11 protein-coding genes are annotated in these 12,714 nt (G+C 67.8%); 2 read left to right on the top strand and 9 right to left on the bottom strand.

All coding sequences use genetic code 11. From position 1 onward, the window contains the following. Positions 1-29 precede the first annotated feature (29 nt). The 4 genes from ndk to ASC87_RS00970 form a co-directional block, all read right to left on the bottom strand. Entirely contained in the window at positions 30-455 is a 426-nt protein-coding gene (gene ndk, locus ASC87_RS00985) for a nucleoside-diphosphate kinase (protein ID WP_056655199.1), read from the bottom strand. A gap of 126 nt (positions 456-581) precedes the next feature. Continuing rightward, a complete protein-coding gene (locus tag ASC87_RS00980) occupies positions 582-2,699 on the bottom strand; it encodes a pseudouridine synthase (protein WP_082568279.1) in 2,118 nt (705 codons plus the stop codon). Next, on the bottom strand, positions 2,696-3,547 hold the full coding sequence (gene scpB / locus ASC87_RS00975) for an SMC-Scp complex subunit ScpB (RefSeq protein WP_056655196.1): 852 nt from the start codon (positions 3,545-3,547) through the stop codon (positions 2,696-2,698). The genes ASC87_RS00980 and scpB overlap by 4 nt, the downstream gene beginning before the upstream one ends. Before the next feature lie 373 nt (positions 3,548-3,920). Beyond that, a complete protein-coding gene (locus ASC87_RS00970) occupies positions 3,921-4,928 on the bottom strand; it encodes an RluA family pseudouridine synthase (protein ID WP_056655193.1) in 1,008 nt (335 codons plus the stop codon). 65 nt (positions 4,929-4,993) lie between these two features. Here ASC87_RS00970 and ASC87_RS00965 point away from each other — a divergent pair, with 65 nt between their 5' ends. Continuing rightward, positions 4,994-5,803, top strand: coding sequence for an outer membrane protein assembly factor BamD (locus ASC87_RS00965; protein WP_056655852.1), 810 nt, complete (start codon positions 4,994-4,996; stop codon positions 5,801-5,803). 86 nt (positions 5,804-5,889) lie between these two features. Here the strand turns inward: ASC87_RS00965 and ASC87_RS00960 are convergent, their stop codons facing one another. Together ASC87_RS00960 and ASC87_RS00955 are read right to left on the bottom strand one after the other, a co-directional pair. Further along, the gene (locus ASC87_RS00960) at positions 5,890-7,869 is read right to left on the bottom strand and encodes an ATP-dependent DNA helicase (RefSeq protein ID WP_056655190.1); all 1,980 of its coding nucleotides are present in this window, start codon (positions 7,867-7,869) and stop codon (positions 5,890-5,892) included. Beyond that, entirely contained in the window at positions 7,866-8,069 is a 204-nt protein-coding gene (locus tag ASC87_RS00955; RefSeq protein WP_056655187.1) for a YdcH family protein, read from the bottom strand. The genes ASC87_RS00960 and ASC87_RS00955 overlap by 4 nt, the downstream gene beginning before the upstream one ends. A gap of 50 nt (positions 8,070-8,119) precedes the next feature. Between ASC87_RS00955 and ASC87_RS00950 the strand changes: the two genes are divergently transcribed. Next, positions 8,120-8,884: a PP2C family serine/threonine-protein phosphatase gene (locus ASC87_RS00950; protein WP_056655183.1), complete on the top strand. Its 765-nt coding sequence runs from the start codon at positions 8,120-8,122 to the stop codon at positions 8,882-8,884. A gap of 4 nt (positions 8,885-8,888) precedes the next feature. Here the strand turns inward: ASC87_RS00950 and zapE are convergent, their stop codons facing one another. Genes zapE through odhB form a run of 3 tightly spaced genes read right to left on the bottom strand, consistent with a single transcriptional unit; the run spans position 8,889 to position 12,692 of the window. Continuing rightward, on the bottom strand, positions 8,889-9,986 hold the full coding sequence (gene zapE, locus ASC87_RS00945; protein WP_056655180.1) for a cell division protein ZapE: 1,098 nt from the start codon (positions 9,984-9,986) through the stop codon (positions 8,889-8,891). Positions 9,987-9,993: 7 nt separating this feature from the next. Beyond that, on the bottom strand, positions 9,994-11,421 hold the full coding sequence (lpdA, locus tag ASC87_RS00940) for a dihydrolipoyl dehydrogenase (protein WP_056655177.1): 1,428 nt from the start codon (positions 11,419-11,421) through the stop codon (positions 9,994-9,996). Between the two features lie 8 nt (positions 11,422-11,429). Beyond that, a complete protein-coding gene (gene odhB / locus ASC87_RS00935) occupies positions 11,430-12,692 on the bottom strand; it encodes a 2-oxoglutarate dehydrogenase complex dihydrolipoyllysine-residue succinyltransferase (RefSeq protein WP_056655174.1) in 1,263 nt (420 codons plus the stop codon). Positions 12,693-12,714 lie beyond the last annotated feature (22 nt).

The raw sequence follows: 12,714 nt of genomic DNA, 5'->3' as shown, positions 1-12,714 counted from the left end.
CGCCGGAGCCCGGCGCGAGGTCAACCGCATCAGCGGCTGTAGACGTTGGCGCCCGGGAAGAAGAAGGCGATTTCGGCAGCGGCCGTTTCCGGGGCATCCGAACCGTGCACGGCGTTGGCGTCGATGCTGTCGGCGAAGTCGGCGCGGATGGTGCCCTTCTCGGCCTTCTTCGGGTCGGTGGCGCCCATCAGGTCGCGGTTCTTCAGGATGGCGCCTTCGCCTTCGAGGGCGGAGATCACCACGGGGCCGGAGATCATGAAGTCGACCAGGTCCTTGAAGAACGGACGTGCCTTGTGCACAGCGTAGAAGGCTTCGGCTTCGTTGCGCGACAGGTGGGCCATGCGGGCCGCGACGATCTTCAGGCCAGCGCCTTCGAAGCGCGACAGGATCTGACCGACCACGTTCTTCGCAACGGCGTCGGGTTTGATGATGGAAAGGGTACGTTCGATCGCCATGATTTTTTCTCCTGAATCAAGCACTTGGCAAAGCCTTGGATTCTAACGCTTGAAGCTGGGTTCCCTGATGAAGGAACCCGCAACGATTTTCAAAAGAGGCCCCCGAAAGGGCCTCGATGCACCGGGTCAGCGGCCGCCGCGGCGACCACCGCCGCCACCACCACCACCGCGGTTGCCTCCGCCGCCCCCGCCACCACCACCGCCGCCGTAGCCGCCCCCCCCACCACCGCCGCCGCCGCGGTTGCCACCACGCCCACCACCGCCCTTGCGGCCGTGGTACGCATCGGCACCCAGGTAGCCCATCGAGGTCTGGAGCGGATCGGGTTCGCGGGGAGCACCCTTCTTGGGCTGCGGCGAGCGCGGCGGCGCACTGCCACCGGCGCCAAAACCACCACCGCCCCGGCCGAAGCCGGCGCCGCCGACCTGGCCGCGCGGCTTGTTCACGAACCGCTTGTCGAACGTCTGTTCAAGCGGGTTCGGGATCTTGCTCGGGTCGAAGTCGAGGTCGTCGTCGTCGCGGTCGCGATCGAAGTCGGGTTCGGCGCGCTCGCGGGCCTGGGCCTGTGCCGGCGCCACGTTCTGCTGCGGGCCATTGCCGCGGTTGTTGCCACGCGGGCCTCGATCGTTGCGGTCATTCCGGTCGTTGCGATTCTGCGGGCCATTTCGGCCACCTTGCCCACCGCCCTGCCCGCCTTGGCGGTCGTTGCGATTCTGCGGAGCGTTGCCCCCTCGGTCATTGCCACGCTGCTGCGGCTGCTGCTGGTCGTTGCCACGGCCTTCGCGGCGCGGCTGCTGGTTGTCACCGCCACCGGCCAGCCGGCGGATGGTCTTGACGTCGTTGTCGCTCAGGTCGACCCACACGCCACGCTTCAGGCCACGTGGCAGCACCACGGTGCCATAGCGGATGCGGATCAGGCGGCTGACCGTGAGGCCCACGGTGTCGAACAGCTTGCGCACTTCGCGGTTGCGGCCTTCGGTGATGACCACGCGGTACCAGTGGTTCGCACCCTCGCCGCCACCATCCTCGATGGACTTGAAGCTGGCCGTCTGCCCTTCGACCGGCACACCTTCGAGCAGCTTGGCCTTGGCATGCGGCTCGAGCGTGCCGAGCACGCGCACGGCGTACTCGCGCTCCACGCCGAAGCGCGGGTGCATCAACTGGTTGGCCAGTTCGCCGGAGTTCGTGAACAGCAGCAGGCCTTCGGTGTTCAGGTCGAGGCGCCCCACCGACTGCCACTTGCCCTGTTGCAGGCGCGGCAGGCGGCGGAACACGGTGGGACGGTGTTCGGGGTCATCGTGCGTGACGACCTCACCCACCGGCTTGTGGTACGCGATGATGCGCGGCGGCGGCGGCACGATGCGCACGCGCACCGGCTTGCCCTTGACCTGGATGCGGTCACCGAACGAGATGCGTTGACCGATGTGGGCCGGTTCGCCGTTCACGGTGATCTGGCCATCCAGGATCAGCTCCTCCATGTCGCGGCGCGAACCGATGCCAGCCTGGGCCAGCACCTTGTGCAGCTTGGGCGCATCGGCGTCCGGCTGAAGCACGCGCTTCGGCGCGCCTGGCGCTTCGGATTCGCCCTCGCCCTCGCCCTCCTCGTCAGCGGTCGCCTCGTCGTCGCCGGCGCCCTCTTCGAGCACGGTCTCGTCGGCGGACCCCTCGACGTCGAAGTCACCCGACAACACCTGGGCGAACAGCTCACCGGCCTCCGCCGCGGCGGGCGCCACCAGGGCGGCCACCTCGGCACGCGGCTCGTCGCCTTCGCGGCCCTCACCCCGTGCGCGGTCCTTGCGGTTGCGGCGGCGGTTGCGCGACGGACGGCCTTCGCCCTCGGCACGACCGGATTCGCCGTCACCGTCACCCTCGGCCGACTCGCCACCGTCACCGGACACTTCCGCAGCGGCAGGAACCGGCTCGGCCACGACGGGCGCCGGCTCACGCACGACAGGCGCCTCGGCGGGCGCAGCCGCTTCGGCCTCCGGGGCCTCTTCGGCCTTGGCCGCCTTGGCGGGCGCGCGGCGCTTGCGCACCGGCTTGGCCTCGGCGTCTGCCGGTGCGTCCGGGGCCGCGACGGCCTCAGGCGCCGGCTCGGCCGCCACCGTCACCGCGGGTGCATCACCCTCGGCCGCGGCCGCGGCGGCCTTCGTGGTGCGGCGCTTGCGCACGGGCTTCGCATCGGCGGCCGGCGCTTCGGCGTGGGCTTCCGGCGCGTTTGCCGTGGTGTCTTCGGGTTGTTTCATGCTTCGGGATCCATCGGGGCGGCATTGGCCGCAGGCTCGGGGAAATCGGGCGCCGGGGCGTCGCGCCGGTCGTCGGGTTCGGGGGTGTCCGGCGGCGTGTCCGCGGGGACGGGGGTGTCGGCGGGGACTGCTTCGGCAGCCGGTTCGGCCGCAGCGTCGACGGACTGCGGTTCGGTGTGGATGTTTTCGGCCTGCGGTTCCGGGGCCATCTCGGCGGGCTGGCCCGCCACCATGGCCTCGAGGCCCAATGCCGCCTGGTCAGGCTCCAGCAGCGAAACCTGGTCAGCCTGGTCTGCGGCCGCCGCCGCTTCGGCCAGCGCGGCAGCTGCACCGAACGACGTGCTTTCGAGCGCCGGCAGTTGTTCGAGGCTCGCCAGGCCCAGGTCGTCCAGGAACTGGCGCGTGGTGGCATACAGCGCCGGTCGGCCGGGGGCCTCCCGGTAGCCGATGGCCTCGATCCAGCCGCGGTCCTCGAGCTGCTTGATGATCTGCGAACTGACCGTCACGCCGCGAATATCTTCGATGTCACCCCGGGTCACGGGCTGGCGGTAGGCCATGATGGCCAGCGTCTCCATGACCGCGCGGGAGTACTTGGGCGGCTTCTCGGGGTTCAGCCGGTCCAGGTAATCGCGCATCTCCGGGCGGCTCTGGAACCGCCAGCCGGTGGACAACGCGACGAGTTCCACACCTCGGTCTTCCCAGTCGCGCGTGAGTTCATCGAGCAGGGACCGAAGGGTATCGGCACCGAGCTCGTCGGCGAACAGCGTGCGCATGTCCCTCAACGGCAGGGGCTGCTGCGCGCAGATGAGCGCGGTTTCAAGGACGCGCTTTGCATCCTGTGTGTTCATGGGCGTTCGTACAAATTCTCGGCCGGGGCTGCCGGCAAGCTGGAACGGGGGCGGTTTCTTTCAAACCAGCGGGTTCTTTCAAACCAGCGTCGCAGGCCGGGCCCGGTTTCGTGGGCCCGAAGAACGGCAGGAAGTGGTGCCGCGACACGGGCTCCAGGCACTCGGGTCGCAGCCGGCGGACGAAGCCTCATCCACCGATCTTCTACTTCCGTTCTTTCATGGGGGCTCGCACCCGGATGCCATCCTCGTCGGTGCGAACGTTTCCCTGGGCAGTGGCGCTGTCACACACAGGACATCGTGTGCAGCCAAGGGAAAATCGTGGCCTATTGTATAGCCAATGGCAACGACGTGCTCGGGGCGGCCATCCGGGCTTTCACGCAGCCGCGTCGTCGCCCGTCATCACGGTGTCCCACGCCCCGGCGAGATCGGGCGGCGGCGGCGCGTCGAACCAAAGCCATTCTCCGGTATCGGGGTGCGTGAGGCCCAGGCGTGCAGCATGCAGCGCCTGGCGCGCGAGGCCCAGCGCGGGCCGGCCACCGTAGAGCGGATCGGACACCAGCGGGTGCCCGCGCGAGGCCATGTGCACGCGGATCTGGTGCGTGCGGCCGGTGTGCAGCTTGCAGCGCACGGCGGTGAGCCCGGCGCCCTCGTCGGGGTGGTAGATGGTGAGCGGTGTGACGTCGGTGCGCGCCGGACGCCCCTGCGACAGCACCGCCATCTTGATACGCGACTGCGGGTCGCGGCCAAGCGGTGCGTCGACCGTGAACGGTTCGCCGTACAGGGTGCCGTTGACGATGGCGATGTACTCCCGGTGCACCTCGCGTGCGGAGATGGACCGCACGAGCGCAGTCACGGCCGGCAGCGTCTTGCCCACCACCATCAGGCCCGAGGTGTCCTTGTCGAGGCGGTGCACGATGCCGGCCCGCGGCAACGTGGCCGCCGCCGGGTGCCGGTGCAGCACGGCGTTGAGCAGCGTGCCCGACCAGTTGCCCGCGGCCGGATGGACCACCATGCCGGGCGCCTTGTTCACCACGAGGAGGTGCTCGTCCTCGAACACGACGTTCAGGGCGATGTCCTCGGGGCGGAAGGCGCGGCTCTCGGGCGTGGGCACGATCTCGACGACGAGTTGCTGGCCCGCGTGCACCTTGGCCGACGGCTTGTCGACGGCACGGCCCTCGACGTGGACATGCCCCTGCTCGATCAGTGTCTGCAGGTAGTTGCGCGAAAACTCGGGCGCCATGGACACGACGGCCTTGTCGAGCCGCTGGCCATGGAACGTGCGATCGAGGATGACGGTGCGACGCTCGTTGGCATCGCCGGCGGGCGCGTCGACCCCTTCGTCATCGGGGTCGGCAAGCGCATCCACGGCGGCCTGCGTCATTGGGTGAACCATATAATCGTTGCTCTTCTCTTCTGACGGACGCGCCATCGCGGCGCCACATGCTGATGATCCGGATTTTCTCGCTTCGCCGCCCCGGCCGTCCCTGGCGCGCAGTCGCCATCGCGATGACGGCTTCTGTTCTGGTGGCGTGCGGCTCGACCCCGAAGGACGACACCGCGGGCATGAGCCCCGAGAAATTGTATTCAGAGGCCCGGGACGAAGTCGAAGCTGGCTCTTTCGAACGGGCCATCAAACTTTACGAACGGCTGGAAGGCCGTGCGTCGGGCACGTTGCTGGGTCAACAGGCCCAGCTTGAACGCGCCCATCTGCTGTACCGCACCGGCGAAAAGGCGCAAGCCCTGTCGGCGGTGGAGCGCTTCATGAAGCTGCACCCCACCAGCCCGGCATTCGACTACGCACTGTACCTGCAGGGTGTCATCAACTTCAACGACAACCTCGGCATTTTCGGCCGCATCTCGCAGCAGGACCTGTCCGAACGCGACCAGCAGGCCTCGCGTGACTCGTACCAGTCGTTCAAGCAGCTCGTCGAGCAGTTCCCGCAATCGAAGTACGCGGACGACGCCGTGGTGCGCATGCGCTACATCGTGAACGCGCTCGCCGCGTACGAAGTGCACGTGGCGCGCTACTACTTCCGCCGCTCCGCCTTCGTGGCCTCGGCCAACCGCGCACAGCAGGCCATCCAGGAATTCCAGACCTCGCCGTCCACGGAAGAGGCCCTGTCGATCATGGCCCAGAGCTACGACCGCCTGGGCCTGGTGCAGCTGCGCGACGACGCCGCACGCGTGCTGCGCCAGAACTTCCCGCAAAGCCGCTACCTGGCCCAGCTGCCGAAACAGGCCGCCACGGCGCAGTAAGTCATCTCTCAAGGAAACGCCGGGCCGCCCCAAGTTCATTGACCCCCGCGGGGGGACGGGCTGGGCGCAGCCCTGCCCTGGCGGCCTCAGAACGGCATCGCCTCGGCAGACAGCCCTGCCAGCCACTCGAGCGCCTCGGCCTCGGTGGCGAGGCGGGTCATGGGTGGCAGCGCCTCGCGCAACCGCCGGCCGTAGTTCATGCCCGCCATGCGCGGGTCACACACCACCAGCAGGCCGCGGTCCGTCTCGCTGCGGATCAACCGGCCGGCGCCCTGCTTCAACGACACCGCGGCCTCGGCCACGAAGTAGTCGGCAAACGGGTTGCGCCCTTCGTTCTCCAGCCGCTTGACCCGCGCCTCGACCAAGGGGTCGTTGGGCGGAGGGAACGGCAACTTGTCGATCAGCACGCACTGCAGGGCATCGCCCGGCACGTCGATGCCTTCCCAGAAACTCTGCGAGCCCACCAGCACCGACCGCGGCTGCGCCATGAACTGCTGCAGCAGCTGGCGCTTCGGCGCACTGCCCTGCAGCAGCACCTGGATCGAATCGCCTTCAGCATCGAACGCGGCACTGAGCGCCTCGCCGATGGCCTGCAGCGCGCGCAGCGTGGTGGTGAGCACGAAGGTTCGGCCACCGAGCGCCCGCGCGCAACGCGCGGCCAGTTGGGCCACGGCGGCCGGGTGGCCGGGTTCGTTGGGCTTGGGGAAGCCCGCAGGAATGTAGAGCCGCGCGTGCGCCGGGTAGTCGAACGGGCTGCCCACGCGCAAGGTATCGGCGTCGTCCAGGCCCGCCGATTCGGTGAACCAGCTCAGCCGGTCGTCGTCGCCGAGCGTGGCGGACGTGAAGATCCACGCCTTGTTGGCCAGCTCCATCTGCTCGCGCAGCGCCTCGCGCACGTCGAGCGGCGACTCGATGAGGCGCGCCTGGTGCGGCGTGAGGTCGATGAACCGCACGCGGCCGGGCGTGACCGGCGCCGCGAACAGTTCGGCCTGCTGCACGAAGTGCATCGCACGTTCGGCCAGCTTCGGAAAGTCGACGGCCGCCTCGGCCACCTTGTCAATGCCGTGGCGTGCCGCCGTGCAGGCTTCTCCCACCGCATTGAGCGCCGCCAGGAAATCGGCGTTGGCGGCACGTTCGTCCCAGCGCAGCTTGAGCGACCCTCGCACCTCGCGCAGACGCCCCGCGGCGGCCAGGCGCAGGTCACGCGCGGCGTGGTCGCAGGCCGCAGCCAGCTCCTGCCACGGCACGAGGCCGCGCGCGTGCTGCAATCCGGCACCCAGCATGTCACGGGCGAAGTCGATCACCTGCGCGGTGCCGAGCAGCGTGCCCAGGAACTGGACGCCTGCCTCCGACAACTGGTGGGCTTCGTCGAACACCGCCACCTCGACGCTCGGCAGCAGTTCGGCGACACCGCTGTCGCGCAATGCCATGTCGGCGAAAAACAGGTGATGGTTGACGACCACGATGTCAGCCGCCATGGCCTCGCGGCGCGCCTTCATCACGTAGCACTGCCGGTAGTCGGGGCATTCGCTGCCGAGGCAGTTGTCGCGTGACGATGTGACCAGCGGGATCACGCTGGATCGTTCGTCGAGGCCGTCGAGTTCGGCCAGGTCGCCCGCGCGGGTGCTCTGCGCCCATTTCTCGATCTTGGCGAGCGTGCGCACGGCCCAGCGGTCGGGCAGCTGAGCCGATTCGCGCGCCAGGCGCATGCGGTGCAGGCACAGGTAGCTGGCGCGCCCCTTCAGCAATGCGAGCGACGTGGGCAGGTTGAGCGATTCCACCAGGCGCGGCAGGTCGCGCAGGAACAGCTGGTCCTGCAGGCTTTTCGTGGCGGTGCTGACCAGCGCCCGCTTGCCCGACAGCAGCGTGGGCACCAGGTAGGCGAAGGTCTTGCCCACGCCGGTGCCGGCCTCGGCCACCAGCGCCCGCTGTTCGTCGATGGCGAGGGCCACGTGGTCGGCCATGCGCTGCTGCACTTCGCGCTCGATGTAGCGCGGATCGGCCTCGGACAGGGCTCCGCCGGCCATGAACGCCTGGCTCACCGCCTCGCGCAATGGGCTGGTCATGCGGGCTCGGGGGGCTCGAGTTCGGCGTGGAGCCGGGCGATCTCGTCGCGCAGCACCAGGCGACGCTTCTTGAGGCGGCGCAGCGTCAGGTCGTCGAGCGGACGCGACAGGACGGCCTGGTCGATCAGGCTGTCGAGGTCGGCGTGTTCGATCCGGAGTTCGATCAGGCGCCGCTCGGGGGAGTGGAGGTTGTCATCCATCACGGCGGCAGTGTGTTTCCATCGGTACAAAGCGATTATAGTTTTCGACCATGAGCACCTCACCCGGTTATCGTTTGTCCGCAGCCACCGGTATCCACCGTGGCGACCGAGCCTACCAGCAGGACCAGGTCGAGATCCTCCCCCACCATCGCGTGCCCGGGTGTGCGTTGGCGGTGCTGGCCGACGGCATGGGTGGCAAGAGCGGCGGCCGCAAGGCGGCCGACCAGGTGATCCTCACGGCACGCCAGTTGTTCGAACGCCACGGCGCCCTGCAGGACGATCCCGGCGAACTGCTCAAGCAGCTGGTGCTGGAAGCGCACCTGATGATCAAGCTCACGGCCATCACCGCCGAGGAAGAACCCCACAGCACCGTCACGGCCTATTTGATCAGCCCGTCCCGCGCGTGCGACATCATCCACGCCGGAGATTCGCGCGTGTACCACTTCCGGGGCCCCGATCTCGTCAAGCGCACGGTGGACCACTCGTTCGTGCAGCGCCTCGTGGATGAAGGCCAGATCGCAGAGGAAGAAGCCAATAACCACCCGCAGTCGAACCTGCTGACCGGTTGCCTCGGCACCTTCCAGGACCCGCCCCTCACGCTGCACCACATCGACCGCCTCGAGATCGGCGATTCGCTGTTGGCCTGCAGTGACGGCCTGTGGCACTACTTCACGCCGAAGGAACTGGGCGCCATCGTGCACACCCTGCCCCCGCGCGAAGCCAGCGAGATGCTGGTGAGCAAGGCGCGCCAACGCGCCCGGGGCGCCGGCGACAACCTGTCGCTGGCCCTCGTGCGCATCGAGGCGCTGACCTGACGCGTCAGGTCAAAGACGTATCGACATCCCGGCGCGCCAGCGCCAGGAATTCCGCCGACCGCATCTCGTTCAGGCGCGACACGGTGCGCGGAAACTCATGCGCCAGCGGCCCCTCGGTGTACAGCTGCTCGGCCGGCACCTCGGCCGACATCACGAGCTTGACGCGGCGGTCGTAGAGCACGTCCACGAGCCACGTGAAACGCCGGGCCTGCGACGCCAGGCGCACCGGCATGTACGGCACGCCGGACAGCAACACCGTGTGGAACTGCGAGGCGATCTCGAGGTAGTCGTTCTGTGAACGCGGCCCGCCGCACAGTTCCGCGAAATCGAACCACACCACCCCACCGGCCTTGCGGCGTGCGCGGATCTGGCGGTGTTCGATGTTCAGCACCGGCTCCTCGTCGCGTGCCTCCGCCAGGCTGTCGAAGGCAGCCGTCATGGCCGCGTCCGCGTGGTCATCGAGAGGCGTGTGATACAGGTCGAGCTGCTCGAGGGACCGCTGGCGGTAGTCGGTGCCGTTGTCGACACTCAGCACCTCCATCTTGTCCTTCAAGAGCGCGATGGCCGGCAGGATGCGGTCGCGGTGCAGCCCGTTCGGGTACAGGTCGTCGGGCTTGAAGTTGGACGTGGTGACGATGCTCACGCGGTGCTCGAACAAGGAGTCGAGCAACCGGTGCAGGATCATCGCGTCGGTGACGTCGGCGACGTGGAATTCATCGAAGCAGATGAGCCGGTAGCGGCGCGCCATGCGCCGCCCCAGTTCGTGCAGTGGGTTGACCGTGCCTTGCAGCTCGCCCAGTTCCCGGTGCACTTCGCGCATGAACTCGTGGAAGTGCAGGCGTGTCTTGCGCGTGAGCGGCACGGACGTGAAAAAGCAATCCATCAGGAAGCTTTTCCCCCGCCCGACCCCGCCGTGCATGTAGACCCCGCGCGGAATGGGCGGGTGGCGCAACATCTTGGTCAGCGCATTGCTGCGCCGGGCCTTGTAGTCGAGCCACTCGTTCTCGCAGCGCTCCAGGGCGTCCACCGCGCGCATTTGCGCGGGGTCCGCCTTGAAGCCGCGTTCCACGAGGGTCTGGGCGTAGAGCTCGCGGACTCCCACCGGACGCTCAGAAGTTCAGCGTGCGCTTGTCGACCGCCAGGGCGGCTTCCTTCGTCGCTTCGCTCAGGGACGGATGCGCGTGGCAGATGCGGGCGATGTCCTCGGCCGAGGCCTTGAACTCCATCGCCACCACCGCCTCGGCGATCAGCTCCGACGCGTACGGGCCCACGATGTGGACGCCGAGGATTTCGTCGGTCTTCGCGTCGGCGAGCATCTTGACCATGCCCGTGGTGTCACCCAGTGCACGTGCACGGCCGTTGGCCATGAACGGGAAGCTGCCGGCCTTGTAGGCACGGCCTTCGGCCTTGAGCTGCTGCTCGGTCTGGCCCACCCAGGCGATTTCCGGCGAGGTGTAGATGACCCACGGCACCGTGTTGAAGTTGACGTGCCCGTGCTGGCCGGCAATGCGCTCGGCCACGGCAACACCCTCTTCCTCGGCCTTGTGCGCGAGCATCGGGCCACGCACCACGTCACCCACCGCCCACACGTTCGGCAGGTTGGTCTTGCAGTCGTCGTCCACCGTGATGGCGCCACGTTCGTCGAGCTTCAGGCCCACCGCTTCGGCGTTCAGGCCGATGGTGTTGGGCACACGGCCGATGGAGACGATCAGCTTGTCCACCGCCAGGGTCTGGGCCTCGCCCTTCGCGTTCGCGTAGGAGACGGTGACGCCCTTCTTGTCGGTCTTGACGTCGGAGATCTTGACGCCCACCTCGATGTTGAGGCCCTGCTTCTTCAGCGCCTTCTGGGCTTCCTTGGCGATGGTTTCATCCACCACGCCGAGGAACACCGGCAGCGCTTCCAGCACGGTCACTTCCGCGCCGAGGCGGCGCCACACGGAGCCCATCTCGAGGCCGATCACGCCGGCACCGATCACGCCCAGTTTCTTCGGCACCGCGGGGATGCGCAGCGCGCCGTCGTTCGACAGCACGTTGACCTCGTCGAAGGCCGCGCCCGGCAACGCGCGCGGGTTCGAGCCCGTGGCGATCACCACGTGCTTGGCCGAGATGGTTTCCTCGGTGGCACCCGCCACCTTGATCTCGTAGCCGGCGTCACCGCCCTTCACGAACGAACCGCGGCCGTGGAAGAACGTGACCTTGTTCTTCTTGAACAGGTACAGGATGCCGTCGTTGTTCTGCTTCACGACGGAGTCCTTGCGGCCCAGCATCTTCGCGACGTCGATGCTCAGGTTGGACAGCCCGATGCCGTGGTCGGCAAAGTGGTGGCCGGCCTGCTCGAAGTGCTCGCTGGATTGCAGCAACGCCTTCGAGGGAATGCAGCCCACGTTCGTGCAGGTACCGCCCGGGGCGGGGCCGCCCTTCTCGTTTTTCCACTCGTCGATGCAGGCGGTGTTGAAACCGAGTTGCGCCGCGCGGATGGCCGCGATGTAACCACCGGGGCCGCCACCGATGACGACCACGTCGAATTGCTTGCTCATGGGATTCCTCAGATGTCGAACAGCAGGCGGGCCGGATCTTCCAGCGCTTCCTTCATGGCCACGAGCGCCAGGACGGCTTCACGGCCGTCAATGATGCGGTGGTCATAGCTCATCGCGAGGTAGTTCATCGGACGCACGACCACTTGCCCGTTCTCGACCACTGCACGGTCCTTCGTGGCGTGAACGCCGAGGATGGCCGACTGGGGCGGGTTGATGATGGGCGTGGACAGCATGGAGCCGAACGTGCCGCCGTTGGAGATCGAGAACGTGCCGCCGGTCAGGTCGTCGAGCGACAGCTTGCCGTCACGGGCCTTGGCGCCGAATTCGGCGATCTTCTTCTCGATGTCGGCGAACGTCATCTGGTCGACGTTGCGCAGCACCGGCACCACGAGGCCGCGCGGCGAACCCACGGCAATGCCGATGTCGAAGTAGCCGTGGTACACGATGTCGTTGCCGTCGACCGAGGCATTGACGATCGGGTACTTCTTCAGCGCATGCACCGCGGCCTTCACGAAGAAGCTCATGAAGCCCAGCTTGACGCCGTGTTCCTTCTCGAACTTTTCCTGGAACTTCTTGCGCATGTCCATCACCGGGGCCATGTTCACTTCGTTGAACGTGGTCAGGATGGCGTTGGTGGCTTGCGACTGCAGCAGGCGCTCGGCGATGCGGGCGCGCAGGCGGCTCATCGGCACACGCTGCTCCGGGCGGTCGCCCAGTTGCTGGATGGTGGGGGCGGCCACGGCGGGCAGCGGCTTGGCCACGGCAGGTGCTGCCGGCGCCGACACGGCCTTGGGAGCCGCCGGTGCGGCAGCCGCCTTGGCGCCACCTTCCAGCGCGCCGAGCACATCACCCTTGGTCACGCGGCCATCCTTGCCGGTGCCCGGCACGCTGCTGGCCGACAGGTTGTTCTCGGCGAGCAGCTTGGCGGCAGCGGGCATGGCCACGTCACCTTTGCCAGCCGCGGCGGGGGCCGCTGCGGGCGACGGCGCCGGCACCGGCTTGATCTCGAGCGGGCTCACCTGGGCCGACGCTTCGGTGTCGATCTTCGCGATGACTTCGTCGCTGGTGCAGCTGTCGCCGTCGTTCTTGACGAGCTGGGCCATCACGCCGGCGGCCGGTGCCGGCACTTCCAGCACGACCTTGTCGGTTTCGATTTCGACGAGGATTTCATCGAGGGCGACGGCTTCGCCCGGCTTTTTCTTCCACTGCAGCAGGGTGGCTTCGGCCACGGATTCAGACAGCTGCGGGACCTTGACTTCTACGATTGCCATGTTGTTCTTCCAGAGAATGAGG

The organism is Rhizobacter sp. Root1221, assembly GCF_001425785.1.
In the GTDB taxonomy this organism is placed as follows: domain Bacteria; phylum Pseudomonadota; class Gammaproteobacteria; order Burkholderiales; family Burkholderiaceae_C; genus Rhizobacter.
Note: the sequence above shows the minus strand (reverse complement) of the source record. Positions and strands in the feature narration are given on the sequence as shown.

What these genes read in the sequence shown, in the direction of transcription:
- lpdA (WP_056655177.1), bottom strand. Translation starts at nt 11,421, where the DNA reads ATGAGCAAGCAATTCGACGTGGTCGTCATCGGTGGCGGCCCCGGTGGT.
- odhB (WP_056655174.1), bottom strand. Translation starts at nt 12,692, where the DNA reads ATGGCAATCGTAGAAGTCAAGGTCCCGCAGCTGTCTGAATCCGTGGCC.
- ndk (WP_056655199.1), bottom strand. Translation starts at nt 455, where the DNA reads ATGGCGATCGAACGTACCCTTTCCATCATCAAACCCGACGCCGTTGCG.
- ASC87_RS00960 (WP_056655190.1), bottom strand. Translation starts at nt 7,869, where the DNA reads ATGACCAGCCCATTGCGCGAGGCGGTGAGCCAGGCGTTCATGGCCGGC.
- ASC87_RS00955 (WP_056655187.1), bottom strand. Translation starts at nt 8,069, where the DNA reads ATGGATGACAACCTCCACTCCCCCGAGCGGCGCCTGATCGAACTCCGG.
- ASC87_RS00965 (WP_056655852.1), top strand. Translation starts at nt 4,994, where the DNA reads ATGATCCGGATTTTCTCGCTTCGCCGCCCCGGCCGTCCCTGGCGCGCA.
- ASC87_RS00950 (WP_056655183.1), top strand. Translation starts at nt 8,120, where the DNA reads ATGAGCACCTCACCCGGTTATCGTTTGTCCGCAGCCACCGGTATCCAC.
- ASC87_RS00970 (WP_056655193.1), bottom strand. Translation starts at nt 4,928, where the DNA reads ATGACGCAGGCCGCCGTGGATGCGCTTGCCGACCCCGATGACGAAGGG.
- ASC87_RS00980 (WP_082568279.1), bottom strand. Translation starts at nt 2,699, where the DNA reads ATGAAACAACCCGAAGACACCACGGCAAACGCGCCGGAAGCCCACGCC.
- scpB (WP_056655196.1), bottom strand. Translation starts at nt 3,547, where the DNA reads ATGAACACACAGGATGCAAAGCGCGTCCTTGAAACCGCGCTCATCTGC.